The 26,352-nt window shown below is 72.0% G+C and carries 26 protein-coding genes, 1 pseudogene and 1 riboswitch; of the genes and pseudogenes, 19 read left to right on the forward strand and 8 right to left on the reverse strand.

The genetic code is table 11. The features are described from left to right. Positions 1 to 147: 147 nt before the first annotated feature. On the reverse strand, positions 148 to 858 hold the full coding sequence (locus IEZ04_RS02275; RefSeq protein ID WP_189214877.1) for an RDD family protein: 711 nt from the start codon (positions 856 to 858) through the stop codon (positions 148 to 150). Positions 859 to 1,134: 276 nt separating this feature from the next. On the opposite strand from IEZ04_RS02275, the gene IEZ04_RS02280 reads away from it, so the two are divergent. The 13 genes from IEZ04_RS02280 to IEZ04_RS02340 all read left to right on the forward strand — a co-directional run bounded on the left by IEZ04_RS02280 (position 1,135) and on the right by IEZ04_RS02340 (position 15,327). Continuing rightward, complete coding sequence (locus IEZ04_RS02280) at positions 1,135 to 1,989, forward strand: bifunctional methylenetetrahydrofolate dehydrogenase/methenyltetrahydrofolate cyclohydrolase (RefSeq protein WP_189214878.1); 855 nt, start codon at positions 1,135 to 1,137, stop codon at positions 1,987 to 1,989. 490 nt (positions 1,990 to 2,479) lie between these two features. Continuing rightward, complete coding sequence (locus tag IEZ04_RS02285; RefSeq protein WP_373296249.1) at positions 2,480 to 2,944, forward strand: DUF3017 domain-containing protein; 465 nt, start codon at positions 2,480 to 2,482, stop codon at positions 2,942 to 2,944. Positions 2,945 to 3,467: 523 nt separating this feature from the next. Next, complete coding sequence (locus IEZ04_RS02290) at positions 3,468 to 4,721, forward strand: helix-turn-helix domain-containing protein (RefSeq protein ID WP_189214879.1); 1,254 nt, start codon at positions 3,468 to 3,470, stop codon at positions 4,719 to 4,721. A 769-nt stretch (positions 4,722 to 5,490) separates the two neighbouring features. Next, the gene (locus IEZ04_RS02295; RefSeq protein WP_189214880.1) at positions 5,491 to 6,480 is read left to right on the forward strand and encodes a malate dehydrogenase; all 990 of its coding nucleotides are present in this window, start codon (positions 5,491 to 5,493) and stop codon (positions 6,478 to 6,480) included. A gap of 131 nt (positions 6,481 to 6,611) precedes the next feature. Beyond that, positions 6,612 to 6,944 (forward strand): hypothetical protein, encoded by a 333-nt coding sequence (locus IEZ04_RS02300; protein WP_189214881.1) that lies wholly within the window; start codon positions 6,612 to 6,614, stop codon positions 6,942 to 6,944. A gap of 348 nt (positions 6,945 to 7,292) precedes the next feature. Beyond that, entirely contained in the window at positions 7,293 to 7,664 is a 372-nt protein-coding gene (locus tag IEZ04_RS02305; RefSeq protein WP_189214882.1) for a hypothetical protein, read from the forward strand. A gap of 5 nt (positions 7,665 to 7,669) precedes the next feature. Next, on the forward strand, positions 7,670 to 8,872 hold the full coding sequence (locus IEZ04_RS02310; protein ID WP_189214883.1) for a glutathionylspermidine synthase family protein: 1,203 nt from the start codon (positions 7,670 to 7,672) through the stop codon (positions 8,870 to 8,872). Positions 8,873 to 9,231: 359 nt separating this feature from the next. Then, complete coding sequence (locus IEZ04_RS02315; RefSeq protein ID WP_189214884.1) at positions 9,232 to 10,233, forward strand: ricin-type beta-trefoil lectin domain protein; 1,002 nt, start codon at positions 9,232 to 9,234, stop codon at positions 10,231 to 10,233. 180 nt (positions 10,234 to 10,413) lie between these two features. Continuing rightward, positions 10,414 to 10,578 carry a hypothetical protein gene (locus IEZ04_RS02320; protein WP_189214885.1) on the forward strand — a complete coding sequence of 55 codons (165 nt, stop codon included), beginning with the start codon at positions 10,414 to 10,416 and terminating at the stop codon, positions 10,576 to 10,578. 89 nt (positions 10,579 to 10,667) lie between these two features. Then, positions 10,668 to 10,756: riboswitch (ZMP/ZTP riboswitch) on the forward strand. A 32-nt stretch (positions 10,757 to 10,788) separates the two neighbouring features. Beyond that, entirely contained in the window at positions 10,789 to 12,267 is a 1,479-nt protein-coding gene (locus tag IEZ04_RS02325) for a glycine hydroxymethyltransferase (protein ID WP_189214886.1), read from the forward strand. A 163-nt stretch (positions 12,268 to 12,430) separates the two neighbouring features. Next, positions 12,431 to 13,444 carry a tryptophan--tRNA ligase gene (gene trpS, locus IEZ04_RS02330; protein WP_189214887.1) on the forward strand — a complete coding sequence of 338 codons (1,014 nt, stop codon included), beginning with the start codon at positions 12,431 to 12,433 and terminating at the stop codon, positions 13,442 to 13,444. Between the two features lie 167 nt (positions 13,445 to 13,611). Next, the gene (locus tag IEZ04_RS02335; protein WP_189214888.1) at positions 13,612 to 14,196 is read left to right on the forward strand and encodes a 2'-5' RNA ligase family protein; all 585 of its coding nucleotides are present in this window, start codon (positions 13,612 to 13,614) and stop codon (positions 14,194 to 14,196) included. 114 nt (positions 14,197 to 14,310) lie between these two features. Continuing rightward, positions 14,311 to 15,327: a YihY/virulence factor BrkB family protein gene (locus tag IEZ04_RS02340; RefSeq protein ID WP_189214889.1), complete on the forward strand. Its 1,017-nt coding sequence runs from the start codon at positions 14,311 to 14,313 to the stop codon at positions 15,325 to 15,327. Positions 15,328 to 15,508: 181 nt separating this feature from the next. On the opposite strand, the gene IEZ04_RS02345 is transcribed toward IEZ04_RS02340, so the two are convergent. Further along, positions 15,509 to 16,777 carry a D-alanyl-D-alanine carboxypeptidase family protein gene (locus tag IEZ04_RS02345; RefSeq protein ID WP_346158595.1) on the reverse strand — a complete coding sequence of 423 codons (1,269 nt, stop codon included), beginning with the start codon at positions 16,775 to 16,777 and terminating at the stop codon, positions 15,509 to 15,511. A gap of 106 nt (positions 16,778 to 16,883) precedes the next feature. Here IEZ04_RS02345 and IEZ04_RS34560 point away from each other — a divergent pair, with 106 nt between their 5' ends. The 3 genes from IEZ04_RS34560 (at position 16,884) to IEZ04_RS02355 (ending at position 19,548) form a co-directional block, all read left to right on the forward strand. Beyond that, positions 16,884 to 17,135: an SCO4848 family membrane protein gene (locus IEZ04_RS34560; protein ID WP_229820788.1), complete on the forward strand. Its 252-nt coding sequence runs from the start codon at positions 16,884 to 16,886 to the stop codon at positions 17,133 to 17,135. A 15-nt stretch (positions 17,136 to 17,150) separates the two neighbouring features. Beyond that, positions 17,151 to 18,566, forward strand: coding sequence for a metallophosphoesterase (locus IEZ04_RS02350; RefSeq protein WP_189214890.1), 1,416 nt, complete (start codon positions 17,151 to 17,153; stop codon positions 18,564 to 18,566). Between the two features lie 580 nt (positions 18,567 to 19,146). Further along, positions 19,147 to 19,548 (forward strand): ATP-binding protein, encoded by a 402-nt coding sequence (locus IEZ04_RS02355; protein WP_189214891.1) that lies wholly within the window; start codon positions 19,147 to 19,149, stop codon positions 19,546 to 19,548. A 121-nt stretch (positions 19,549 to 19,669) separates the two neighbouring features. Here the strand turns inward: IEZ04_RS02355 and IEZ04_RS02360 are convergent, their stop codons facing one another. Genes IEZ04_RS02360 through IEZ04_RS02370 form a run of 3 tightly spaced genes read right to left on the reverse strand, consistent with a single transcriptional unit; the run spans position 19,670 to position 21,388 of the window. Then, positions 19,670 to 20,449: a TetR/AcrR family transcriptional regulator gene (locus IEZ04_RS02360; protein WP_189214892.1), complete on the reverse strand. Its 780-nt coding sequence runs from the start codon at positions 20,447 to 20,449 to the stop codon at positions 19,670 to 19,672. 10 nt (positions 20,450 to 20,459) lie between these two features. After that, on the reverse strand, positions 20,460 to 20,972 hold the full coding sequence (locus IEZ04_RS02365; RefSeq protein WP_189214893.1) for a thiol-disulfide oxidoreductase DCC family protein: 513 nt from the start codon (positions 20,970 to 20,972) through the stop codon (positions 20,460 to 20,462). Between the two features lie 8 nt (positions 20,973 to 20,980). Continuing rightward, positions 20,981 to 21,388 (reverse strand): hypothetical protein, encoded by a 408-nt coding sequence (locus tag IEZ04_RS02370; protein ID WP_189215366.1) that lies wholly within the window; start codon positions 21,386 to 21,388, stop codon positions 20,981 to 20,983. Positions 21,389 to 21,582: 194 nt separating this feature from the next. On the opposite strand from IEZ04_RS02370, the pseudogene IEZ04_RS02375 reads away from it, so the two are divergent. Beyond that, positions 21,583 to 21,999, forward strand: a pseudogene (locus tag IEZ04_RS02375) (Uma2 family endonuclease); the annotation flags it as partial. A 523-nt stretch (positions 22,000 to 22,522) separates the two neighbouring features. After that, positions 22,523 to 23,626, forward strand: coding sequence for a hypothetical protein (locus IEZ04_RS02380; RefSeq protein ID WP_229820789.1), 1,104 nt, complete (start codon positions 22,523 to 22,525; stop codon positions 23,624 to 23,626). Between the two features lie 8 nt (positions 23,627 to 23,634). Here IEZ04_RS02380 and IEZ04_RS02385 read toward each other — a convergent pair whose 3' ends face one another. Beyond that, the gene (locus IEZ04_RS02385) at positions 23,635 to 24,261 is read right to left on the reverse strand and encodes a Uma2 family endonuclease (RefSeq protein WP_189214894.1); all 627 of its coding nucleotides are present in this window, start codon (positions 24,259 to 24,261) and stop codon (positions 23,635 to 23,637) included. A gap of 168 nt (positions 24,262 to 24,429) precedes the next feature. Here IEZ04_RS02385 and IEZ04_RS02390 point away from each other — a divergent pair, with 168 nt between their 5' ends. After that, on the forward strand, positions 24,430 to 25,239 hold the full coding sequence (locus IEZ04_RS02390) for a MerR family transcriptional regulator (RefSeq protein WP_189214895.1): 810 nt from the start codon (positions 24,430 to 24,432) through the stop codon (positions 25,237 to 25,239). 15 nt (positions 25,240 to 25,254) lie between these two features. On the opposite strand, the gene IEZ04_RS02395 is transcribed toward IEZ04_RS02390, so the two are convergent. Both IEZ04_RS02395 and IEZ04_RS02400 read right to left on the reverse strand, forming a co-directional pair. Next, on the reverse strand, positions 25,255 to 25,470 hold the full coding sequence (locus IEZ04_RS02395) for a DUF397 domain-containing protein (RefSeq protein ID WP_373296239.1): 216 nt from the start codon (positions 25,468 to 25,470) through the stop codon (positions 25,255 to 25,257). Then, complete coding sequence (locus IEZ04_RS02400; RefSeq protein ID WP_189214896.1) at positions 25,467 to 26,318, reverse strand: helix-turn-helix domain-containing protein; 852 nt, start codon at positions 26,316 to 26,318, stop codon at positions 25,467 to 25,469. Before IEZ04_RS02400 ends, IEZ04_RS02395 begins: the two co-directional genes overlap by 4 nt. Positions 26,319 to 26,352 lie beyond the last annotated feature (34 nt).

A 26,352-nucleotide genomic window follows, 5' to 3' on the forward strand; every position in this document is an offset into this window, starting at 1 on the left:
ACTGAGCGGAGCGCGCGCACTGAGCGGAGCGGATCGCACGCACTGAGCGGCGGATCACCGCCGCCCGCCGCGCGGACGACACAGGGCCGTGTCCTCACCCTCGCACGGGGTGGGGACACGGCCCTGCCGGACGACCGTACAGTCCGGTCAGTTCTGGACGACCATGGTGCCGGCGGCCTTGTCGTGCCAGCCCTGCTGGCGGCCCGACTTGTCCCAGAACGGGGACAGGTAGACGATCAGCTGCCCGATGCCGCAGACGAAGCTGCCGACGATCGGGATGATGTAGCGGATGAACGAGGAGCCCAGGCCCGGCTTCTGCCCCGTGTCGGCCTTCACGACGCGGAGGCCGACGGCGAGCTTGCCCAGCGTCGCGCCCACCAGGCCGACCATCAGCCACTCGTAGAGCAGGCTGCATATCGCCAGGACGCCGAAGATTGCACCGAACGCCGACACGAAGCTGCCGCTGGCGTCGTTGACGCAGGCCTCGTAGTCGGCCGCGTACGGGTCGCAGTCGCTGACCGTGCTGAGCGATCCGGCGATGCCGGCGAAGGCGAACACGGAGTAGATGACGCCGATGATCAGGCTGTCGATCACTCGGGCGCCGAAACGGCGGCCCATCGAGGCGACGCGGGGCCCGGGGCCGCCCGGGTAGCCCGGCTGCTGCGGGTACCCGTAGCCCTGCTGGGGGTAGCCGTAGCCCTGCTGCGGCGCACCCTGCGGCGCCTGCGGGTAGCCGTAGCCGGGCTGCCCCTGGGGCGCCTGCTGGTAGCCGTATCCCGGCTGCGGCGGCTGCGGCGGCTGCTGCGGCTGCTGGCCCTGCGGGGGCCCGTAGGGGTTGTTCGGGTCGCCGAAGCTCATGGCGAGGTTTTCCTCCGTGGTGCGGGGACGACGCGCGGCACGGTTCGGAGGAATGTTGCACAGATGCGGTCCGTCCCCCCGGCACTCCGCGGCACTGCGCCGCTCATCGTTCTTTAGCCATGGCTTATTTGTCCAGCCGCATTCGCTATGTGTTGTGCAAGAGCAACATCGCCGCTCATGGGCGGATAGGTGGACGAATACGGGCTGGTGGGCGCTTGGTGCGGGGCCGGGCACCCGGATTGGAACCCGGGGCGTGTCATCCGCGAGGATGGGAGCATGACCGCCCAGATTCTCGATGGCAAGGCCACCGCAGCCGCGATCAAGTCCGATCTGACCGCCCGCGTGGCGGCTCTGAAGGAGAAGGGCGTCACGCCCGGCCTCGGAACGATCCTGGTCGGGGACGACCCCGGCAGCCAGAAGTACGTCGCGGGCAAGCACCGTGACTGCGCGCAGGTCGGCATCGCCTCCATCCAGCGCGAACTGCCCGCGACCGCCACGCAGGAGGAGATCGAGGCGGTCGTCCGCGAACTCAACGAGGACCCCGCCTGCACGGGTTACATCGTCCAGCTGCCGCTGCCCAAGGGCATCGACGAGAACCGCATCCTGGAGCTGATGGACCCGGACAAGGACGCGGACGGCCTGCACCCGATGAACCTGGGGCGCCTGGTCCTCAACGAGCCGGCACCGCTGCCCTGCACCCCCAACGGCGTCCTCACCCTGCTCCGCCGCTACGGCGTCGAAATCAAGGGCGCCGAGGTCGTGGTCGTGGGCCGTGGCGTCACGATCGGGCGGCCCATGCCGCTGCTGCTGACGCGGCGCAGCGAGAACGCGACCGTGACCCAGTGCCACACCGGTACGCGCGACCTCTCGGCGCACCTGAAGCGGGCGGACATCATCATCGCGGCGGCCGGTTCCGCCCACCTGATCCGTCCCGAGGACGTGAAGCCGGGCGCCGCCGTCCTCGACGTCGGCGTCTCGCGCAACGCCGAGGGCAAGATCGTGGGCGACGTCCACCCGGACGTCGCCGAGGTCGCCGGGTTCATCTCGCCGAACCCGGGTGGTGTGGGCCCGATGACGCGCGCCCAGCTGCTCGTCAACGTGGTCGAGGCGGCGGAGCGCAGTGTCGGCTGAGCCGGGGGCCGGGGCGCAGGACACCACCGCCTCCGCGCCTGAGGGTGACGCTTCGCGGGACGGCAAGGGCGCAGCCCCGCGCGCGGGCGGCTCCCCGGCCACGGCCCCGTCCGGGACCGCGGACGGGCCCGCCGGGGACGGGAACGCCGGGGACGGGCCCGCCGGGGACGGGAACGCGTCGCGGGGCGAGGGGAGGACCCGGAGCGGGGGCGAGACCTCCGGAACGTCCGGGACCGAGCCAGAGCCGGAGCCGGAGCCGGAGCCGGGAACAGGTGCGCCCGACGGTGACAGCGGCGAGTCAGCCCTGCCTGAGGGGGGCGCTGATGCGGCAGCGGCCGGGTCCGGCGGTGAGCCGGCCGTGTCCGACGCGACCGGCAAGCCCGCCGCGCCCGACCCCGGCGGCGAGCCGGCCGCCGCGTCGGAGGCCGAAGGGAAGTCGGCCGCGTCCGGCGGTGAGTCGCCCGTCCCCGGAGCCGGCCGGGAGCCGGTCGTGCGGGACCAGGACGGGGAGATGGTCGTCTCCGACGCCATCAGCGCGCCCGATGCCGAGGGCAGGCCGCGGCGGGTGACGCGGCGGTTCCCGATGTTCACCCGGGACACCGCGCGGCCCGAGGGCGGTGGCAGGGCGGCCCCCCGGGACGCCCCCGCCCCCGCCCGGCAGTGGCCTGTCCTCGCCGTTCTGTCCGCCGTCGGGCTCGGGCTGTTGCTGACCGCCCTGGACGTGTTCCGGTACGGCACGATCCTGATCGGTCTGGCCCTGCTCGCCGGAGCGGTGCTGCGCTGGGTCCTGCCCGACGTGGGCATGCTCGCCGTGCGGTCCCGGTTCACCGACATGGTCACGTACGGCATCCTCGGCACGGCCATCGTCCTGCTCGCGATGATGGCCCAGCCCGATCCGTGGCTGGAGATCCCGCTGCTGGACGAGACACTGCACTTCACGATCCGGTCGCGCTGACCGGACCGGTCGCGCCGGCCGGACCGGTCGCGCCGGCCGGACCGTGCATGCCGCACCACGCGCACAGCTCGCACCGCACGGCGGGCGCAGCGCAACGGCGGCCCATCCTCTCCCCCGAGCGAGGACGGGCCGCCGCTGGTTCCACACTCCTGCACGGGGATCGGTGGGTTCAACGCCCGGCCGCCCGCTGTGGCACGGAAGTGACCGTTCCGCCATGGTGTTCGCGCCTTGCTACGGCGATCCGTCCGTGGCCGGTCCGTGGCCGGTCCGTAGCCAGGGGCGCGGGGTGCCGGTGCGACACTGGACCGCAAACGGGGGGTGTGCGACGGTACGTGCCCCGGCCCGAATGCTCCCGCACGCCCCCGCCATGGGAACTGACATCCTGACCGGGCTCATCCCACTGGGTAGTCCGAACGAGACGCCGGACAAGGACACCACAGAGGCACCACGACCAGAGCACCATGTGCGGGAAGCACGGCACGGGGGAAAGATCAAGCACGTTCGGGGGGGAAGAGGGGGAGCAATGCCTCGTTGGAGGGCCTTGCCCGATGAACTCGATCCACAGGTCAGGGAGTTCGCCGGACAGCTGCGCAGAGTCGTCGACCGCAGTGGGCTGAGCATCGCGGCGGTGGCCGACCGCACGGGCTACAGCAAGACGTCCTGGGAGAGGTACCTGAACGGCCGGCTGCTCGCGCCCAAGGGCGCGATCGTCGCGCTGGCCGAGGTGACCGGGACCAGCCCGGTGCACCTGACCACGATGTGGGAGCTCGCCGAACGCGCCTGGAGCCGTTCGGAGATGCGCCACGACATGACCATGGAGGCCATACGGATCTCCCAGGCGCGTGCCGCACTCGGTGAGACGGGTCCCCAGCAGACCGTCAAGGGCCGCAACGGCAAAGGGAGGCCGACCCCGAACCGCGGCACGGCCCCGCGGCCGGGCGTGGCGGGCCCGGCGGGCGTGGCCCCCACGGTGTCGCCCTCCGTCCCGTCGCAGGCACCGGCGCCCGGCGGGGAGCGGCAGCCGTACGGGCACGGGCACGCGGCGCCCCCGTACGCCGCCCCGGGCGCCGGGCCGGGCACGGGCGGCCCCCGCGGCGGGAGTTGGGGCGTCGCCCCCACGGCGTCGGACCCGACCGGCCCGTCCCGCGGCACGGGGGCCCACCGGACGTCGTCCGGACCGGGCAGTGCGTACGGGGCGGGGGCCGGACCGGCCGGTGCGTTCGGGCCGGCCGCGGACCCGGCCGACGCCGGGCCGGGCCGCGGCGGTGCGGCCGGGGACGCGCGGCGCAAACGGCGGCTCACCATGTTCCTCGCCGGCGTCGGCGGCGCGCTGGTCGTCATCGGGGCGGCGTACTTCCTCACGGGCGGTGGCGGCCGGAGCGCCGCCGACGGTGAGCCGTCCGCGCCCGCGAGCACCGCGGGGCAGAACGCCGACCTGCCGGCCGGCGTGAAGTGCGGCGGCGAGGACTGCACCGGCAAGGACGCCGAGGCCATGGGGTGCAGCGGCGACCTGGTGGTGACCTCCGACAGCGTCACCGTCGGCACGGCCCTGGTCGAGGTCCGCTACAGCGAGACCTGCGGCACCGCCTGGGCCCGCATCACCGCGGCCGCGCAGGGCGACGAGGTCCGGGTGAGCGCGGGCGGCACCGAGCAGACCGGTGCGATAGAGGCGGCGGGCGACACCACCGCGTACACCCCGATGGTCGCCGTGAAGGACGCGGGCGAGGCGAAGGCGTGCGCGACGCTGCAGGCGGGGCAGGAGGGCTGCACGCAGTAACGGCCGGGCGCAACCCCCCAGGACGCCAGGAGCCCAGGACGCCAGGAGCCCAGGAGCCCAGGAGCCCAAGAGCCAAAGAGCCAAAGAGCCCAGGACTCCAGGACCCAGGGAATTGGAGCGCCACGGGACACCAGGCGGGCACCGTCCCATTCCGGGAGCCGGGGAGCCGGGGAGCCGGGGAGCCGGGGGAGCTCGGGGAGTCCAAAGGGAGCCCGGGGAGCCCAAGGGGCGCCCGGGTCGGCGCCCGAGGGCGCGCGTCGACCGAGGGCGCTCCCGCCACGCGAAGTAATCGCCGTGGAAGGGGAATGGGCGCCGCGGTGCGGGGCAGGCGGAGAGTACCCCCACGGGAGTCCGGCCAGTTTGGGAGACCCGGCATCGTCTCCCGGCTCGGTACCCCCGCACGGCGGCCGTCTTCGTCTCTCCTCTCCCGGACGGGCGGCCGCCGCTCCGCATGCCCGCCCCTGACGCGAGGCCCGGCCCGACGCACACAACTTCCCGCCTCCCGCCTCCCGCGTGCCCGGCCACTCACCTGCCCGGCCACCCGGGAGCCCGGGTTCCGCCGCTGTGGTCCGGGCCACAGGAACCGGGACGTCCGAAAAACCGGATGCGCGATAGCCTGACGGCTGGATCTCTCTTGACGCCAAGAGATCGATCATCCACCCCGTTGATCGGTCACCTCGGCGCAGGGCGCCGGCCACCCCGACCGGCGGCGGGGATCCAGCACCCGGGGCAGGGACGCCCCACCGCCTGCTGTCATACGGAGAACGCCATGACCCGCACTCCCGTGAACGTCACCGTCACCGGCGCGGCCGGCCAGATCGGTTACGCCCTGCTCTTCCGCATCGCCTCCGGCCAGCTGCTCGGCGCGGACGTGCCGGTCAGGCTGCGCCTGCTGGAGATCACCCCGGCGCTCAAGGCCGCCGAGGGCACCGCCATGGAGCTCGATGACTGCGCCTTCCCGCTGCTGCAGGGCATCGACATCTCGGACGACCCCAACGTCGCCTTCGACGGTGCGAACGTGGCCCTGCTGGTCGGCGCCCGTCCCCGTACCAAGGGCATGGAGCGCGGTGACCTCCTGGAGGCCAACGGCGGCATCTTCAAGCCGCAGGGCAAGGCCATCAACGACCACGCCGCGGACGACATCAAGGTCCTCGTCGTCGGCAACCCGGCCAACACCAACGCCCTCATCGCCCAGGCCGCCGCGCCGGACGTCCCGGCCGAGCGCTTCACCGCGATGACCCGCCTGGACCACAACCGCGCGCTGACCCAGCTGGCGAAGAAGACGGGCGTCCCGGTCTCCGAGATCAAGAAGCTGACGATCTGGGGCAACCACTCCGCCACCCAGTACCCGGACATCTTCCACGCCACGGTCGCCGGCAAGAACGCCGCCGAGGCCGTCAACGACGAGCAGTGGCTCGCCGAGGACTTCATCCCGACCGTCGCCAAGCGCGGCGCCGCCATCATCGAGGCCCGTGGCGCCTCGTCGGCCGCCTCCGCCGCCAACGCCGCCGTCGACCACGTCCACACCTGGGTCAACGGCACCGCCGAGGGCGACTGGGTCTCCATGGGTATCCCGTCCGACGGCTCGTACGGCGTCCCGGAGGGCCTGATCTCCTCCTTCCCCGTCACCGTCGCGGACGGCAAGTACGAGATCGTCCAGGGCCTGGAGATCAACGACTTCTCGCGCGCCCGCATCGACGCCTCCGTCAAGGAGCTCGAGGAGGAGCGCGAGGCGGTCCGCGCGCTCGGCCTCATCTGACGGCCGGATCACAGACAGGCCCCGCTCCGGTCCGCGGGACGGGGCCCGCCGCCGTCCGACGTGTTTCCACCGGCTCAGAAGCCGCTCAACTCGCTTGAGGAGGGCGGCACCCGGCCGCCACGATGGTCCGTATGTTCGGGAACAACGGCACGGAGCTCGGCGTCCTCGTCCTGCGGGACACAGAGGCCCTGGTGAAGACCCTGCGGCAGGCCCTCGCGGAGGCGGACGAGACGGAACGCCCCGGCCTGGAACGGGCCGTCGCCCTGGCCGAGCGGACCGCCGCGGCGCACGACGACGAGCTGCGCGCCCGCTGGGTGCACGAGCGCCTGGCCGCGGCCGGTTACGAGGGCGCTCCGGACTCCGTACGGGCGATCAAGGTGCTGCGGCGGGCCGAGCCGGAGCTCAGCCTGCGGGCGGCCGTGCACCTGACGAAGGCAGCGGCGGCGCACCCGCCCGTCACGTGAGTCACGGCCAACGCACATGGCGGATCCCGCCGACGCCGGGACGGGACGCGACACCGGGACCGCGCCCGATAGGGAACCCCGCCGGACCACGCGTGGACGGGAGCGCCGGACGCGCTGTGCAGGTCGCCCCGTAGCGCTCGTACGGGAGCCGGGCCTCCATGGGCACCGGTGGCCGGAACCGGAAGGGGCGCCGGAAAGGGAACCGGCGGGGGTGAAAATGACGTGGGCATGCATGGGACCGGCTGGGCAAGATCCCGGGCCGCTCACTAAGGTGAGCGCGGAATTCAAGCCACACCGGTACTCCGGTACAGGCGGGACTTCGGTACAGGCGCACCGACGGGGGAGCACATGGCAGAGCGGCGCAGACGGCTGCGGTCGAGCACGGTCGTACTCGGCGGGATGGGCATCGTCGCGGCGGCCCTCACCTCCTGCGGCTCGGAACCGGACCGGCGCTGCGTGGACCGGGACAGCTACGACTTCGCCAACGGCTACCGCATCGTCGCCGACAAGAACTGCTCCTCCCCGGGCAGCGGCTCCGTGAGCAAGACCAAGGGCAAGAAGGGCGCCAAGGTCAAGACGGGCAGCGGCACGGTCGAGGACGCGGACTGGTACTACGACGCCGACGTCAGCGGCCGCTGGGCCGACCACGGCACCTTCAGCCGCGACGAGGCCGTCGACCGCGACGGCTTCGGCTGCTCCAGCGGCTCGGGCGGCGGCTGAGACGCATGGAGCGCCGCACCCTGGAGCCCCGCCCCGGCTGGCAGCAGACCGTCGAGGAGCAGGGGCTCATCTACCCCCTGACCCGTCACCCGGACGGTTCGCTGCGCCCGTACTGGGACGAGAGCGCGTACTACGTCTTCTCGCTGCCCGAGGTGGAGGCGCTGGAGGAGGTCGTCGAGGAACTGCACGGGATGTGCCTGGCGGCGGCCGCGCACATCGTCGAGCACGACCGGTTCGCCGATCTCGGCATCACCGACCCGCGCCTCGCCGGACTGGTCGCCGACGCCTGGCACCGCCGCGCGGAACTCCCCTCCGTCTACGGCCGTTTCGACCTGCGCTACGACGGCACCGGCCCCGCCAAGCTGCTGGAGTACAACGCGGACACACCTACCTCGCTGGTCGAGGCCGCGAGCCCGCAGTGGTTCTGGATGGAGGAGCGCTTCCCGGGCGCCGACCAGTGGAACTCCCTCCACGAACGCCTCGTCGACGCGTGGCGGCAGCAGGCCCACCTGCTGCCGCCCGGCAGCCCGCTGTACTTCGCCCACTCCGCCGGCGACGAACTCGGCGAGGACCTGATGACGGTGGCCTACCTCATGGAGACCGCCGGACAGGCCGGCCTCGACACCGACTGGATCTCCATGGAGGACATCGGCTGGGACCGGCTGTCCGGGCGCTTCGTCGACAAGAAGCTCCGGTTCATCCGCAGCATCTTCAAGCTGTACCCCTGGGAGTGGCTCACCACCGACCGTTTCGCCCCGCACGTCCTCGCCACCCTCGACAACGGCGGTGGCACGGGCACGACGATGTGGATCGAGCCCGCCTGGAAGATGCTGCTCAGCAACAAGGCCCTGCTGGCCGTGGTGTGGGAGCTCTTCCCGGGCCACCCCAACCTGCTGCCCGCCTACGTCGACGGCCCCCGCGAGTTGGCCTCCGGCCCGGGGTACGTGGCCAAGCCGCTGCTGGGGCGGGAGGGCGCGGGCGTGACCGTGCACGAGCCGGCCGCCCCGGGGGCCCCGGACGCGCCCCCCGCCGTACGGGACGAGCCCTGCTGTTACCAGGAACTGGCCCCCCTCCCGTCCTTCGACGGCAACCGGGTCGTCCTGGGTGCCTGGGTGGTCGGGGACGAGCCGGCCGGCCTGGGCATCCGCGAGTCGTCGGGCCTGGTCACGGACGGGTACGCGCGCTTCCTGCCGCACGTGATCCTCTGACGGCGCCTGGTCCCCGCCCCCGGTCGGCACGGTGGGCAGCAGGGCGGCCAGGGTGATCGCGGCGAATGCCGCCCGCAGTGAGGTCTCCCCGCGGGCGGCGGACCGGTAGAGGCGCATGCCGTCCCCCTTCTGCTCGACGTGCTCATCGGTGCCCGGCGGCGCTCGGCCGGGACCTCGGACCGGGTCTGCCCGACCGGGCTCGTACCGCATGCGTTCCGGGTGCGTTCAAGTGACGTGAGTCTGCGAATCAGCGTCACATCTGCACAAGCTTGTCCCCTTTGCTTCACCCATATCGGGATCCCTAAGGTTCCGACCTGCTGGGACACCGCCGTCCCGGGACAGGGGACGAAGGGGGAGCCATGCCGGGCGACGGAACGGGCGCGGTCCGCGAACTGGCCCGGGCCCTGCGGGAGGCGTGGCAGCGGTCCGGCCGCACGCTGCGGTCCTTGGAGGCCGAGCTGCCGATCAGCGACTCGTCGCTCTCGCGCTACCTGCGCGGTACGACGGTGCCGCCCTGGAACGTGGTCCGTGACCTGTGCGGGGCGCTGGGCGTGGACTCCACGGCGTACCGGGCCCTGTGGGAGGCGGCGAACCGCACCCAGCCGGCGACGAACCCCGTTCCGCCCGCGACGGACCCCGTTCCGCCCGCGGCGGACCCCGGCCCGCCCACGACGGACGACGCCGCTCCGGCCGCGACGGAGACGGCCGCCCCAGTCGCTCAAGCAGCCCCGGCCGCCCCAGCGACACCGGACGTCCCAGCCCCCACGACGACCCCGGCACGACGAACCGCCGCCCCGTTCCGTCGCCGCCTGCGCACCCTGTCCCCCCGATGGCGCGGCCCCTGGCCGTCCGCCGTGGTCACCGGTGTGGTGGGCCTGTTCCTCGGCGTGGCGCTCACCTCCCGGCTGCAGCCGCCGGAGACCGCTCCCGCCGCCCCGCCGCCGGTCACCCCCACGGCGGAGGAGAAGATCCGGCGGGGCTCCGGCGCGGCCCCGAACGTGCGGGTCTTCACCAGTCGCCTCGACGGGTACTGCCTCGACGACAGCCTCGACTTCGGGCTGCGCACCTACTCCTGCAACGGCATGAGCTACCAGCGCTGGACCGTCGACACGTACGCCGACGGCACCGCACGGCTGAGGAACCACGCCACCGGCAGATGCGTGGACCTGGCCGACGGCGGGCCGCGTGCCGCCCAGTGCGTCACCGGGGCCGGGGGGCGGTCCCAGCGCTGGCGGCTGACCACCTGGAACGACGCCTCGACGGAGGTCAGGCACCAGCAGGAGGGTGTGTGCCTGGAGGAGAGCGCCGCCGGTCCCCGCACCCGGAGCTGCGACCGGGGCAGCGGCCAGAGGTGGGGATGAGTCCCGGGAAGGGCACGTCCCCGCAGGCCGGACCGGCAGGGATCCCGAGCTGCGAGAAACGTGCGGGACGGCCTTGCGGGCGGTGACGGACGGTCACAGACTCGCTCCCTGCCGTGCACGTGGCTGTACGCGTACGGCTGTCCCGTTCCGCTGGCCCCTTCATCACCGAGGACCCCTTCCATGGCTGCCGAGCCTCCCCGTAACACGCTGCGAGCGATCGCCCTCCTGCTCCTGCTCTCCCTGAACTCGCTCAGTTCGCTGCACTCACTGGTGGCCAACGGCCTCCCGGTCCCGCCCGGCACCCTCGTCGTCGCCCTCGGGCTGCAGGTCGAGTTCCACGAGTGATCCGGGCCGCCCCGGCCCCGTCCCGCCCGCCGCGTCCGCCCGCATCGTGGACGTGGCGGCCGGGCGCTCCGGCCCGCCCGGTAGGCTGGGCGGCGGGCCGTGACTGGCGCGCTGGGATGGGACCGACCATCGGGGAGCGGCCCGAGCGAACCTTGTGCCGTGCGCCTGGGCCGTACTGTGAACGCCGAACGCCCACGTCCGGAGGTCCCCATGTCCGAGCCCGTGCCCGCGCCCGTGTCCGCCGGCGGCGCGCCCCTCTCCACCGAGTCCACCGCCTTCCGCAGCGCCCTCGACGTGATCCGCGCCGTGGAGCCCCGCGTCGCCGACGCCATCGGCCAGGAGGTCGCCGACCAGCGCGAGATGCTCAAGCTGATCGCCTCCGAGAACTACGCCTCCCCGGCCACCCTGCTGGCGATGGGCAACTGGTTCAGCGACAAGTACGCCGAGGGCACCGTCGGCCGCCGCTTCTACGCCGGCTGCCGCAACGTGGACACCGTGGAGTCCCTCGCCGCCGAGCACGCCCGCGAGCTGTTCGGCGCCCGGCACGCCTACGTCCAGCCGCACTCCGGCATCGACGCCAACCTGGTCGCCTTCTGGGCCGTGCTGGCCGACCGCGTGGAGGCCCCGGCGCTGGCGAAGGCCGGCGTCCGCAACGTCAACGACCTCTCCGAGGCCGACTGGGACGGGCTCCGCCGGGCCTTCGGCAACCAGCGCATGCTCGGCATGTCCCTGGACGCCGGCGGCCACCTCACCCACGGGTTCCGCCCCAACATCTCCGGCAAGATGTTCGACCAGCGGTCCTACGGCACCGACCCCGCCACCGGCCTGCTCGACTACGAGGCCCTGCGCGCCACCGCCCGCGAGTTCAAGCCGATGATCATCGTCGCCGGCTACTCCGCCTACCCGCGCCTGGTGAACTTCCGCGTGATGCGCGAGATCGCCGACGAGGTCGGGGCGACCCTGATGGTGGACATGGCGCACTTCGCCGGTCTCGTCGCGGGCAAGGTCCTCACCGGCGACTACGACCCGGTCCCGCACGCCCAGATCGTCACCACGACCACCCACAAGTCGCTGCGCGGCCCGCGCGGCGGCATGGTCCTGTGCGACGACAGCCTCAAGGACCAGGTCGACCGCGGCTGCCCGATGGTCCTCGGCGGCCCGCTCCCGCACGTCATGGCCGCGAAGGCCGTCGCCCTCGCCGAGGCCCGCCGCCCCGACTTCCGGACGTACGCCCAGGCCGTCGTCGACAACGCCCGCGCCCTCGCCGAGGGGCTGACCCGGCGCGGCGCCACCCTCGTCACCGGCGGCACCGACAACCACCTCAACCTGATCGACGTCGCCTCCTCCTACGGCCTCACCGGCCGCCAGGCCGAGACCGCGCTGCTCGACTCGGGCATCGTCACCAACCGCAACGCCATTCCCGCCGACCCCAACGGCGCCTGGTACACCTCCGGCATCCGCATCGGCACCCCCGCGCTCACCACCCGGGGCCTCGGCACCGCCGAGATGGACGAGATCGCGGCCCTCATCGACCGCGTCCTCACCGCCGCCGAGCCCGGCACCACCGCCAAGGGCGCCCCGTCCAAGGCCCAGCACGTCCTCGACGCGAAGATCGCCGACGAGGTCTCCCACCGGGCCGCGGACCTGCTCACCGGCTTCCCGCTGTACCCGGAGGTCGACCTCGGCTGAGACCCGGGCGAGACCGGCCCCGGGCGAGACCCGGGCGAGACCGGCCCCGGGCGAGACGGTCCCGAGGGGCGGCCCGGAACCAAGGGCCGCCCCCCCGTGGGACCACCCGGGTTCCGGGTTCCGGGTTCCGAACCGGCCCCCGGTACCTGAGAGAATGGTGGACATGGCCCAAGACCGACCCCGCGTGCTCTCCGGAATCCAGCCCACCGCAGGCTCGTTCCACCTCGGCAACTACCTCGGCGCCGTACGCCAGTGGGTGGCTCTCCAGGAGTCCCACGACGCGTTCTACATGGTCGTCGACCTGCACGCGATCACCGTTCCGCAGGACCCGGCCGAACTGCGCGCCAACACCCGGCTCGCCGCGGCGCAGCTGCTCGCCGCCGGTCTCGACCCGGAGCGCTGCACCCTCTTCGTGCAGAGCCACGTCCCGGAGCACGCGCAGCTCGCCTGGGTCATGAACTGCCTCACGGGCTTCGGCGAGGCCTCCCGCATGACCCAGTTCAAGGACAAGTCCGCCAAGCAGGGCGCCGACCGGGCCAGCGTCGGCCTGTTCACGTACCCGGTCCTCCAGGTCGCGGACATCCTGCTGTACCAGGCGCACGAGGTCCCGGTCGGTGAGGACCAGCGCCAGCACATCGAGCTGACCCGCGACCTCGCCGAGCGGTTCAACGGCCGTTTCGGCCGGACCTTCACGGTCCCGAAGCCGTACATCCTCAAGGAGACGGCGAAGATCTACGACCTCCAGGACCCGTCGATCAAGATGAGCAAGTCGGCCTCCACGCCGAAGGGCCTGATCAACCTCCTCGACGAGCCGAAGACCACCGCCAAGAAGGTCAAGAGCGCGGTGACCGACACCGACACCGTCGTCCGGTACGACACGGAGAACAAGCCGGGTGTCAGCAACCTGCTGACCATCTACTCGACGCTCACCGGTGCCAGTGTGCCGGAACTGGAGCAGAAGTACGCCGGCAAGGGCTACGGTGCGCTGAAGACGGACCTGGCCGAGGTCATGGTCGACTTCGTGTCGCCCTTCCGGGAGCGCACCCAGAGCTACCTGGACGACCCGGAGACGCTCGACTCGATCCTGGCCAAGGGCGCCGAGAAGGCGCGCGCCGTCGCCGCGGAGACCCTCTCCCAGGCGTACGACAAGGTGGGCTTCCTGCCCGCGAAGCACTGACGAGCACTGCGAGCACCGACCCGCCCGGCGGCTCTCCCGGCGCCGGGCCACGAACCCGTACAGTCGACAGCCGGACCGGCGGTCACTCCTGCCCGCCGGCCGGCGTCGGAGAACGACAGCGCACGACAACAGCACACGGCACACAACGACGAACGACAGGAGACGACGTGGGGACCGTAACGATCGGTGTGTCGATCGCGGTCCCGGAGCCTCACGGCAGCCTGCTCCAGGAGCGGCGCGCGGGCTTCGGCGACCCCGCGGCTTCCGGCATCCCCACGCACGTCACCCTGCTGCCGCCGACGGAGGTCGACGCCTCGCGGCTGCCCGCCATCGAGGCGCACCTCAGCGAGGTCGCGGCCGCCGGGCGCCCCTTCCCGATGCGGCTGTCCGGCACGGGCACCTTCCGCCCGCTGTCGCCCGTCGTGTACGTCCAGGTCGTCGAGGGGGCCGAGGCCTGCACCTGGCTGCAGAAGCAGGTCCGGGACGCGTCGGGCCCGGTGGCGCGGGAGCTCGCCTTCCCGTACCACCCGCACGTCACGGTGGCGCACGGCATCCCCGACGAGGCGATGGACCGGGCGTACGAGGAGCTGTCCGGGTACGAGGCGGAGTGGCCCGTCACCGGGTTCGCGCTCTACGAGCAGGGCCCGGACGGCGTGTGGCGCAAGCTGCGCGAGTTCCCCTTCGGAGGGACGGTCGTACCGCCGCAGGCCGGCTCGCCGGACCGAAGAGACACCACCCTGCCGAGACGCTGAGGGACGCCGGGATGTTGTCGTCCTGAACCGTCGTGGTGACCCGCGGTACGGGGGTACCCGGCCGCCGTCGGTCCCGGGGAGACTCCGGGACCGGAGGGAGGGCGGAGTCGGATCATGGACTGGCTGAAGAGACTGCCCGGCGTCGGCCCGCTGGCGGAGCGCCTCACGCTCACGCACGCGTGGCGCTCGTACGAGCGGCTGGAACGGGTGAAGTACACGCGGCTCGCCGCCGCGATGACCTTCCTCAGCTTCCTGGCGCTGTTCCCGCTGCTCACCGTCGCCGCCTCCGTCGCCGCGGCGACCGTCGGCGAGGGCCGGCAGCAGAAGCTGGAAGACCAGATCGCCGACCAGATCCCCGGCATCTCCGACCAGATCGACATCGGCGGACTGGTCGACAACGCCGGCAAGGTCGGCGTCATCGCCGGTGCGCTGCTGCTGTTCACGGGGATCAGCTGGGTCGGCGAGATGCGCGGCTGTCTGCGGGCCGTGTGGGAGAAGCCGGACCCCGAGGAGAACCCCGTCCTGGTCAAGGCGAAGGACGCGGGCGTCCTGCTCGGACTCGGCGGCGCGGTGCTCGTGACCTTCGTCGTCTCCGTGGTGGGCTCGACGATGGTCGGCTGGATCGGCGACCAGCTCGGCCTCGAACGGGGCGGCTGGGGTGGTGTGCTGCTGCGGGCCGCGGTATTCGCCGTCGCCGTCCTCGCGGACTTCCTGCTCCTGCTGTACGTCCTCACGCTGCTGCCCGGCGTCCAGCCGCCGCGACGCCGCCTGATCGTGGCCGCACTGGTCGGCGCAATCGGCTTCGAACTGCTGAAGCTGCTGCTCAGCGGCTATATCCAGGGCGTCGCGTCGAAGAGCATGTACGGCGCGTTCGGCGTCCCGATCGCCCTCCTCCTGTGGATCAACTTCACCTGCAAGCTCCTGCTGGTCTCCGCCTCGTGGACGGCGACGGGCAGCAAGGAGGCGGAGGCACCGGAGGACAGGGGGCAGCAGGCGTCACTGGAGAAGACCCCGGGACCCGCACCGACGGCCGCGCACGAGCCTGCGCGGCCCGAGCCCCCGCAGCGGCGGTCGGAGGCGCCGGAGCGGCAGGAGGAGCAGGGTGGAGCCGGCAGGGAGCGGGCGCGCTGAGGCCGGCCGGGGTGTCGCGGTGTGACCGGGGCGGGGCGCTCGGAGCCGGCCGGGACGCCACCGGGCCGGAGCCGGCCGAACCGAAGCCGGCCGGGACGCCACCGGACCTCACCGGGGAGGACGCGCCGGCGCGGACCGGGACGGCAGCGGCCCTCACCGGTCCACCGGTCCTCCCCGGTCCTCACCGGCGTCGGCGCATCAGGTCCGGCAGTGGCCAGCGGCGGTTCACCAGGAAGACCGCGCCCGCGAGCAGCGCCAGCACCCCGGCGGTGACGGCCAGCGCCGTTCCGATGCCGCTGGAGCCGCTCGGCACGACGGCCGCCGCGGGCTTGCCGCCCGTGGACCCGGAGACCGACGGGGACGGCCCCGCGTCGGCCTGGGCGCTCGCGTCGGTGCCGACGCCCTTCGGCGGCACCAGCTCCCCTACCGGCTCCACCTTGTCCGCGGCCTCGAAGCCCCAGTCGAACAGCCGGGCGGTCTCCTTGTAGACCTCGTTGTGCTCCTTCTTCTCCGGGTTCATCACCGTCACGAGCAGCACCCTGCCGTCACGCTCGGCGACACCGGTGAAGGTGGAGCCCGCGTTGGTGGTGTTGCCGTTCTTCACCCCCGCGATGCCCTGGTACGCGTCGAGGCCCGCGTCCCCGGTGAGCAGCCGGTTGGTGCTCTGGATCTCGAAGGACTTCCGGGCCGCCTTCCCCTTCACCTTCTCGGTCTCGCCCGGGAACTGCGCCCGCACGGTCGACGCGTACTCGCGGAAGTCCTTCTTCTGCAGACCCGAACGGGCGATGAGGGTGAGGTCGTACGCCGACGACACCTGCCCCTTCGCGTCGTACCCGTCCGGGCTGACCACGTGCGTGTCGAGGGCCTGGAGCTCCTCGGCGTGCTCGTTCATGTCCTCGACGGTCTCCTCGACACCGCCGTTCATCGCGGACAGCACGTGCACCGCGTCGTTCCCGGACCGGAGGAAGACACCGAGCCACAGATCGTGCACCGAGTACGTCTCGTCCTCCTTGACGCCGACCATGCTCGACCCGGAGCCGATGCCCGCCAGGTCGGAGGGCAGCACCTTGCGCTCCTCGTCCCTGTTGAACCTGGGCAGCAGCGTGTCCGCGAACAGCATCTTCAGGGTGCTCGCGGGGGCCAGCCGCCAGTGGGCGTTGTGCGCGGCGAGCACGTCACCGGTCTCGGCGTCGGCGACGATCCAGGAGCGCGCGCTGAGGTCCTTGGGCAGGACGGGGGCGCCCCTGCCGAGCTCTACCTGGGTACCGGGCTCGCCGAGCCGCTCACCGCCGACGGTCGACATCCGCGCCGGTGGGGTGACGGACGGCGAGGTGCTCGGGGAGGGCTTGTCGGCGGCCAGGGCCGGGCCGGCGGTCAGTACCGGGGCGGCGGTCAGCGACAGGGACAGCAGAGTGGCGGAAGCGACCCGCAGGGATCGTCTGCCGGTCATCGTTGAGGCGGACACGACCGAGAACGTACATGGCTCCGAGGGAGAAGTCCCACCCTGCGCACCACCCGGACGGCGGGCCCCTTCCGACGCGGGCGATACTGAGTCCATGCCGCGCTCCAAGCTCAGCCGTCCCCTCTCCTGGTTCCTGCTCGCCTTCGGGGTGTGGAGCTGGGTCATCTGGATCACTTTCGTCAAGAACCTGTGGAAGGACGGCAGCGGGCTCGCGTTCGACGACGCGGGGGATCCGACGGCGTACTTCTGGGTGCATCTGACTCTCGCCGTCGTCTCCTTTGTATTGGGGACAGTCATCGGGGTCATCGGGTTGCGCGGCCTGCGCGCACTGCGTCGAACCACATAGCGGGGAACCACACACATGGTGATCGTCTTCATACTCGCGGCCCTGGGCGTCTTCGCCGCCCTGGCGCTCGGGCACTGGTACGCCTGGCGCCGGCTGGTGCGCGACACGACCAGCGGGCCCGGTCTCGCCCGCCGTCTGGGCACGGCGGTGTTCATCGCCGGGCCCCTGCTGTCGGTCGCGGCGCTGTCCGCCTCCCGGTCCGACGTCCCGTTCTGGCTCAAGCAGGTGCTGGGCTGGCCGGGCTACATGTGGCTGGCGCTCGCGCTCTACCTGCTGCTGGCCCTGCTCGTGGGCGAGGTCGTACGGCCGCTGCTGCGCCGCCTGACGGCCCGTCGCGCGCCGGAACCCGTACCGGCACGACCCGCACCGGAGACGGAGGCGGAGACGGCCAGGGTCCCGGCCGGGGCGGAGACGGCGGGGGGAGCGGAAGCGGCCACCGGGACGGCGGCCACGACGAAGACCGGGAACGCCGAACCGGCACCGGCACCCCTGGACACGCTCCTGACGGACCAGCCGAACACGGACTCCCCATCTCCGGCGCACTCCTCGGCTCCGGGGGGAGCCGGTACCGCTGCCGGCACCACTGCCGGGCCCGCCCCGGCCGGCCCCTCCCGCCGTCTCTTCGTCTCCCGCGTCGTCGGCGGAGCCGCGGCCGTCGCCGCGCTCGGGACCGTCGGCTACGGCACGTACGGCGTCGTCGGCGGCCCCAAGGTGAAGCGGGTGACCGTTCCGCTGGCCAAACTGCCGCGCGCCGCCCACGGGTTCAGGATCGCGGTCGTCAGCGACATCCACCTCGGCCCCCTGCTCGGCCGGGGCTTCGCGCAGAGGGTCGTCGACACCGTCAACTCCACCCAGGCCGACCTCATCGCGGTGGTGGGCGACCTGGTGGACGGCACCGTCGCGGAACTCGGCCCGGCGGCGGCCCCGCTCGCACAGCTCCGCGCCCGGCACGGCGCGTACTTCGTCACCGGCAATCACGAGTACTTCTCCGGCGCCGAGCCGTGGGTCGACGAGGTCCGGCGGCTGGGGCTGCACCCCCTGGAGAACGCCCGCACCGAGCTGCCCTTCTTCGACCTCGCGGGCGTCAACGACATCGCGGGCGAGGAGGAGGGCCAGGGCCCCGACTACGCGAAGGCGCTCGGTGACCGGGACACCTCGCGGGCCGCCGTCCTCCTCGCCCACCAGCCGGTCATGATCCACGATGCCGTCGAGCACGGCGTCGACCTCCAGCTCTCCGGCCACACCCACGGCGGCCAGCTGTGGCCCGGTCCGTACCTCGCCGCCCTGGCCAACCCCACCGTGGCGGGCCTCGAACGCTACGGGGACACCCAGTTGTACGTCTCCCGCGGCGCCGGCGCCTGGGGGCCGCCGGTCCGGGTGGGCGCCCCGTCCGACATCACGGTGGTGGAGCTGGCGTCGAAGCAGGCCTAGGCACACGCCTCGGCGCTGTCCCATGGCGGTTCCCGAGGCGGTTCCCGAGGCACATCCCAACGGCATGTGACGTTCGCACATGCATATCCGAAGCCGCCGCCGGGCCCTCCGCCCGGCGGCGGTGCCGTCTCGGCGGACCCTCCTCGGGCAGCGGCCGTCCGCCTTCCGGAAACGATGCGCGGAGAGCAGGCTGGGACGTGCGCGGCGCCACCGGGTCCGTCGGCTCCCCGTCCCCGGAGGCCCGCGGCGGACCCCGCCCCGCGTCGCGGAGGCGACCGCTCCGGATATGACAAAGAGGAGGTCGACCGCCTGATTCAGGACAGTCGGCGGTGCGGTGACAACACCCGTGCGGCGCCCGGCGGCGGCACTTCCCGGCAGGCCGCGACCCAGGGACGGGCCGCTTGTCCCACCCCGGTGGCCACAGGGGCGTGAGCCGGTGTCCGTGGCAGTCCGACGGGATATGCCGTGGGGGCTTGTCGGCTGTCGTGATCTCGCGTGCTTGACATTCGCGAAAGTGACACCGCGCCCGCCCCGCGCGCAGCACCATGTGTTGGAGGTGTGTGCGGGGTGAGGAGCAAATGTGTTGAGGCGCAACTCGTTCCGGCTTCCCAGGCATCCGGCGTCCGTCGGACTGGCCCGGCGCCGGGTGCAGGACCATCTCGCCGAGTGGGGGCTGGGCACCGAGGACCAGGCGTTGGAGGACGCCGTGCTCCTCGTCTCCGAACTGGCGACCAACGTCGTCCGTCACGGGCCCCTGCTGGAGCGGGAGTTCGAGATAGCGGTGACGGCGCTGGCCGACGGCTCGTGCTTCATCGAGGTCTCGGACGAGGGTACGACGGAACCCCGGCTGCGGGAGGCCGGCGAGTGGGAGGAGACCGGGCGCGGACTGCGCCTGGTGGAGAACATCGCGGCGGCCTGGGGGGTGTGGAGCCGCGGCCGGCACGGCAAGACGGTGTGGGCGCTGGTGGCCACGGTGCCGTGAGGATGCCGCCGACGGTCGGGGTGGCGTCGGCGCCGGTGTCCTGGAGGTGAGTCCTGGGGAGAGGGGACGGCCGGGCGGGGAGGGGCGTTCGGCGGCGCGGCGCAGGCGCGCGCCGTACTGATCATCCGGCCCGCCCGTCGCCCTTCGGCCTGGGCAGCGCCTTGGTCATTCCCGGCAGGAAGTCCCTGAACAGCTCGTGCACCTCGCGCACCAGCGGCCGCAGCACCTTGAAGCGGGCCAGGGACACGCCCCGCGCGGTCAGCCGGGCGCCACGTTCCGCGAGCCGGTAGCTGCGCTCGCGTCCCTCGGTCCGGTCGAAGATCCAGTACAGGACGAGCCCCATCTGCGAGAGCCACATCAGCTCGGGCAGTACGTCCCGGAGCTCGTCCGGCACCTTGGCCTTCGCCCCGGCCAGCACCTCCCGGTGGACGCTGATGGCCTCCACGCGCGCGTGCTCCGACTCCGGGGAGAAGGGGCTGAGCGGGCTGTCCGGGTCGGCGGCGTTCTTGAAGAACTGCACCGCGAACTCGTGGTACGGCGTGGCGATGTCCAGCCAGGTCCGCAGCACGCCCGCGAGCCGCGCCTCCAGCTCCGTCTCCCGGTCCAGGACCTCCCGGACCGCCACCTGGTGCTCGGCGGCGATCCGGTCGTAGAAGCCCTGGATCAGGTGTTCCTTGCCGGCGAAGTAGTAGTACGCGTTGCCGACGGAGACCCCGGCCTCCTTGGCGATGGCCCGCATCGTCGTCCGGTCGTAGCCCCGCTCCTGGAACAGCCGCATCGCCGTCTCCAGGATGAGCGCGCGGGTCGCTTCCGACTTGGCGGTCCTGGCGGGCGCGCCGCCCTCGTCCGGACTCGCGGGGGTCGTACGGCCGTCTTGGGACCTGTCGTTCTTGGCGGGCACGGAGGAGAGCCTAACCAGTGGGGGCGGTGGGACAGGCGCCGCCGGCGCAGGACGGCGGACTGTACGTCCAGCCGTACTGGGGGTCGTACGCCCATCCGTCGCCGGTCCAGTAGGCCCGCCCGCCCCACGCGGCCCCGCTGTGGCCCTCCCGCCACTTGGCCGCGGCGAGGACGACCCCGCGGGCGACCCGGGCCCCGGCCGGGGTGCTCAGCCGGTGGGCGAGCGGCCGGTGCTCGCGCAGCGCCCACAGGCAGACGATCCAGGCGGCCGAGGAGCGGTACACCTGCCCCGCGTCCCCGACGACGGTGATCTCGTCCAGTGTGGCCGAGTGGTCCAGCGCCGGGAACCGCCGCCGGGCCTCCTCCGACCCCGCCGCGACGAAGTCCAGCGGCACCAGTTGCCGCTGCCGCTCCAGCCACCCCCGCAGGAACCGGCAGAGCGAGCACTGCGCGTCGTACAGCACGGTGAGCCCGCGCACCGGGACGCGGGCGGCGCCCCGGTCGCGTACGGCTGTGGTGGCCATCGGCGGGATCACGCCCCGGCCGACGGGGCGACCCAGTCCTGCGGCGCGACGGGCGGCAGCTGCTCCCGCTCCATGACCCCGCGCCGGCGCATCCTGTTCAGCACGAAGACGTTCCCGAGGTGCAGCGCGCCCAGCACGAGCAGCACGACGCCGAGCTTCGTGCTCACGGCCTCGAACACACCGCGCGCGTCGGTGACACCGTCGTCCTGGTTCAGGTACAGCGCCACGAACCCGAGGTTGACGAGGTAGAAGCCGACCACGAGCAGGTGGTTGACGGCGTCGGCGAGCTTCTCGTTCCCGTCCAGCACATCGCTGAGGAAGAGCCGCCCGTTCCGGCTCAGCGTCCGCGCGACCCAGACCGTCAGGCTCACGCTGACCAGCAGATAGATGACGTACGCGACGACCGTGAGGTCCATGTCCCCACCCTTCTTGAACACGTTCAAAACGTTGTGACAGGACCGTACTCCCGTTTTTGAACATGTTCAAGGTGGCGTGTTCGGGGTGGGGTCGGGGCGCGGGACCGCCGGTCGGCCGCCTTCACCCGAAGAGCTGACTCCCTCGCCGTCGACCCTCGGTACGCTGGGGAATCAGGCGAGACTCCGTCCCATGGGAGCAGGCGCCGGACCACCTCGACGTCATGCGCGAGATGACGGTGAGGCCGGATCCGAGGAACAGGCCCGAGCCGGACGTGCTGGTCTTCCCCGTGGACGCCAACGCAGGTCCCGCGCAGACCTGGTACGAGCCCGAGGGCATCCTCCTCGCGGTGGAGGTCGTATCCCCCGACTCCCGGGAACGCGACCGCGAGGTCAAGCCCGCAAGTACGCGGCGGCCGGGGTGCGGCACTTCTGGCGGGTCGAGCAGGACGGCGAACAAGGGCCTCCCCGTCGGCTACGTCCACGAGCTCGACCCGGCCACCAAGTCGTACGCCCTGACCGGCGTCTTCCGCGACCGGTTGAAGGTCTCGGTTCCGTACGACATCGACATCGACATCGACCTGACCGCGATCGGCCGGCGCCCCGGAGCCTGACGGGACGGATGGAACGAGGGCGGAGTGAGGCCGACCGCGCCCAGCGCGGTCGGCCTCACTGCTGCCCTGGGCGGCGACCCGTCTTTTCATACGAGCCGACCGCCACCCTTCCTACGGAACTACTGTCGGCTCAGCATCACTACCGCATTAAATAATCATCCACGAAGTCGTTCACCCATTTGCCGCGCATCCGGGGGAGTGGGGCGACGTTAATTCAGATATGACCAAGGAAAATGGGGAAGGGTTTTCCGGCCCGCTTCCGGGCCAGGAGCACGGGAGCACCCCCGTAGGGCGTCCGGTCACACTTGGGCCTTACACCTACACTCCCGGCCGGGAACACTGCTCATCGCCCACCAATGGCACGCTCACCAAATGCGGGCTCCCCGTGACGCTCCAGGTGACCGAGCCCGTCTTGCAGCGCTTCCTGGGCGTCATGACCGAACTGGAAACCAATCTCGCCCGGCGCTGGATCAGGCCGCAAGGCACTTACAAGAATACGCAAGCGAAGTAAACAGACTTCGGTATGCATCAGGAACAGGGCTCCTATTATCCGCCCTATTACGAGGGGTCGTACAACGAGGCGGGCACCGGCCGGCACCGAGCTCCGGCCGACGCCTTCTCGGAAACTCTGATCCCGCCGCCATCCGGTTGGGACCCGGCTGAAGAGCTGGCGTTCATGCTCCAGGAATCCATGGAGCAGCAGGTCCCCGGCGTGTACGAGGCCGACCTCGGGACTTACGTCGAGACCGAGACCAGGACCAGGACCGACTACGGAACGGCCACCGAGTACGGCACCGCGACCGAGTACGGCACCGCCACCGAATACGGCACCGCCACCGGAATCACCACCGACAACGAGACCGACGACTCGGTCATCTCCCCGGCCCCGGGAACTCCCCTGGGGAACGTCCAGGAGATCACGGCGAAGCTGCCGCCGCTGCGGAGATCTCCCCGGAAGCACAAGCTCCGCAAGGATCTGGGCTTTCTGCGCGTCGCCAGTCTGCTCATCGCCGCCCTGGCCGCGGTCATCGCGTCCTCCGTGAGCCTCTTCGGCGGGATGGCGGCCTACGAGCCGCTGCGCCTCGCGGCCGTGTCACGCACCGAGGGCGGCATCGTGTCCTGGTGGCCCCTGCTGGTCTACGGCCCGTGGCTGGTGGCGTCGCTGTCCGTGCTGCGGGCCGCGCTGCACCGCCGCCGCGCGGTCCACTCCTGGGGGGTGGTCCTCCTCTTCTCGTCCATCGCGATGCTGCTGTGCATCGTCCAGGCGCCCAGGACGGTCAGCGACACGGCGGCGGCCGCCCTGCCGGCGCTGGCGTCCCTGGTCTGCTTCCAGCAGATCGTCCGCCAGATCACGCTCACCCGTCCGCCCCAGCGGACGTCGGCTCGCCACCGCATGCGCCCCTCACCCGCGCAGGCCCCGGCCGGCGACGGCGCCCCCGACGCACCGAAGAAGGACACCTCCCCGCCACCGGGCGGCCGCCGCCCCCGGACGGCGGACGCACCACGCCGACCCGACTCCCCCACCCCCGCCCCCGCCGCCAAGCGCAGGGTCACGACCCCATCGGCCACCCGGACCGCCTCGGACACCCAGGGCTTCCGGCGGCCGATGCGTGGAGGGGGCGGCTGAGCCCCCGGTCAGCCGGCCGTCCGCTGCCCGGCCTCGATGACCTGCCGCACATCGAGGGTGACCTCGGCGCCGATCGAGCCGGGCAGGGTGACGAACTCGCCGGGGGCGTGCACGCGGTGGGTCGCGTACGTGTCCCCGTCCGGCTCGGTGAGGACGTGCAGGCGCTGGTGCTTGCGGTCGACGACGACGTAGACCGGGATGCGGGCCTCGGCGTAGGCGGCGACCTTGGTCTTCAGGTCGTTCTTCCAGTTGGAGGAGGTGACCTCCAGGACGAGACGGAAGCAGACGGGGTCGTAGGCGTTGTTCTCGACCAGGTGGTCGTCGATGTCGGCGTCCACCACCGCGAGGTCGGGGATGGCGTAGTCCTCGAGGTCGGTGGGCAGCCAGAGCCCGACGTTCTGAAGGACCTCGGTCTCTCCGTCGTCCAGACCTCCCGCGATGAAGGTGCGCATGAGGGTGGTCAGGGCGCACGCGTGAAGTGCGTCGGGGAGGGGGGTCACGAGCAGGGCGCCTGCGATGATCTCGGCGCGGTAGCCCGGATGGCGCTCCATGATCTCGTCGGCGATGGACGTGAGTGAGGCTGTTCCGCGGCCGTGGTCGTGAAGGGCCTGCTCGACGGATGCAGCGGACGACATCGCGTGCCTCCTGTGGGCTGGTGTCGAGGGCATCATCGTAGGCAGGTGAGGACCCGAACGCCCGGTGCACGCGCGATCACCCGATAGTGTTCCCCGGCCCGTCGCTCGCCCCCGCCTTCGGCCCTCCTTGACCCTCACACCGTGTCAGGCGGTCGACTCGGAGACACCATGTTCACCATCGGAGACTTCGCCCGGCACGGCCGCGTGTCGGTCCGGATGCTGCGTCACTACGACGCGACCGGACTGTTGCGCCCGGCCCACGTCGACCCGGCCACCGGATACCGCCACTACACGGCAGGACAGCTCGCCCGCCTCAACCGCATCATCGCGCTCAAGGACCTCGGCTTCACCCTCCAGCAGGTCCGGGAGATCCTGGACGAGAAGGTCACCACCGAGGAACTGCGTGCCATGCTCCGGCTGCGGCAGGCCGAGTTGGAGGCGGCCATGGCCGCCGCGGCGGCGCGGCTGGTGCAGGTCGAGGCGAGGCTCCGCTCGATCGAGAGCGAGGGGCGCATGCCCACGAACGATGTCGTACTGAAGCACGTGCCGTCCGTCCGGGTGGCCGAACTGACCGGTGTCACCCCGGACTTCGACCACATCGGTCCGGTCATCGGGCCGCTCTACGAGGAGCTGGGGCGGCGCCTCGACGCGGCCGGCATCACCCCGGGCGACACCGGAGTCTCGTACTACGAGGACGCCCCGGACGGCGGCATCCTCGTCCACGCGGGCATCGAGGTCTCGGTAACGCCGCGCGACGACGGCCTGCGCGTCCTGGACCTCCCGCCCGTCGAGCTGGCGGCCACCATCGTCCACCGCGGCTCGATGGAGACGCTGCTGACCTCGATCCAGGCCCTGGCCCACTGGATCGAGGCCAACGGCTACCGCTCGGCCGGCTACCCCAGGGAGGTCAACCTGGAGTGCCCGCCGAACCGGGACGAGTGGGTGACCGAACTCCAGGAGCCGGTGGTCAGGGCCTGACGGCTGCGGGAGATGTCAGGAACGCGCGCCGGGGCCGGCTATGCCCCGGCGCGTGGCTGTGAGGAGGGAGGTGAGGGCGGGGGGTTCGAGGGTGAGGGTGACTGCGGGGGTGTCGGACTCGCGGAGGTGGAGGGTTCCGTCGGGGGCCGTGGCCAACTCCAGGCAGTTGTTCCCCTCGCTGCTGTACGACGACTTCTGCCAGCGGAGGGTGGGCACTTCGGGGCCTTTCACAGGTCGTTGACGATCTCGCGGATCACGTCTCTGGAGGCGGGCTCCGCGAGCGCGACCGCCTCGAAGCGGGTCATGAACGTGCGGTACTTGTGCAGTTGAGCGTCCGCGTGGAGGAACACGGACCCATGTTCGGCGTCGAGCTGGACGGTGTCCAGGCGGGGGACGGGACCGTCCGCGTACAGCACGGTCTGTCCGGCGCCGGGGAAGATGCCGGCCTCGTAAGGAATCACCCGGACCGTCACGTGGGACAGTTCGCTCATCTCCACGACGTGCTCCAGCTGTTCCCGTGTCACGTGACGGCCGCCGAACCGCATGCGCAGGGCGGCCTCGTGGATGATCGCCGTGTACGGCGTCGGGTCGGCCGCGAAGAGGATGCCCTGCCGCTTGATCCGGTGGGTGACGCGGTACTCCACCTCCGGTGGGGACAGCTTCGGGATGGACTGCCGGAAGATCAGGCGCGCGTAATCGACCGTTTGGAACAGTCCGGGGACATGGGCCACCTGGGCCGTGCGGATCGCGCTCGCGTGGTGTTCCAGCTCGGCCAGGTCGAGCAGGCCCGAGGGCAGCATCTCGCGGTACTCGTCCCACCAGTGGCGCGTCCGGCCCACGGTCATGTCGGTCAGGGCCTTGATGTACGGCTCGTCGGAGCAGCCGTAGCTGTGGGCGAACATGCGGACCCGGTCCGCGCTCACTCCGAAACGCCCGGCCTCGATCGAGCTGATGCGTGCCGCGTTGACGTTCAGCAGCTCACCCGCCTCACGGGACGTCAACCCCGCTAGTTCCCTCAGTTTGCGCAGTTCAGCGCCGAGGCGTTGCTGTCGCACGGTTGCTGCCGGCCTAGGGGGCACGTCGCCGTCCTTTCACTCACAGGGGTAGTGGTTT

The sequence above is a fragment of the Streptomyces ruber genome (assembly GCF_014648075.1).
GTDB classification, from domain to species: domain Bacteria; phylum Actinomycetota; class Actinomycetes; order Streptomycetales; family Streptomycetaceae; genus Streptomyces; species Streptomyces ruber.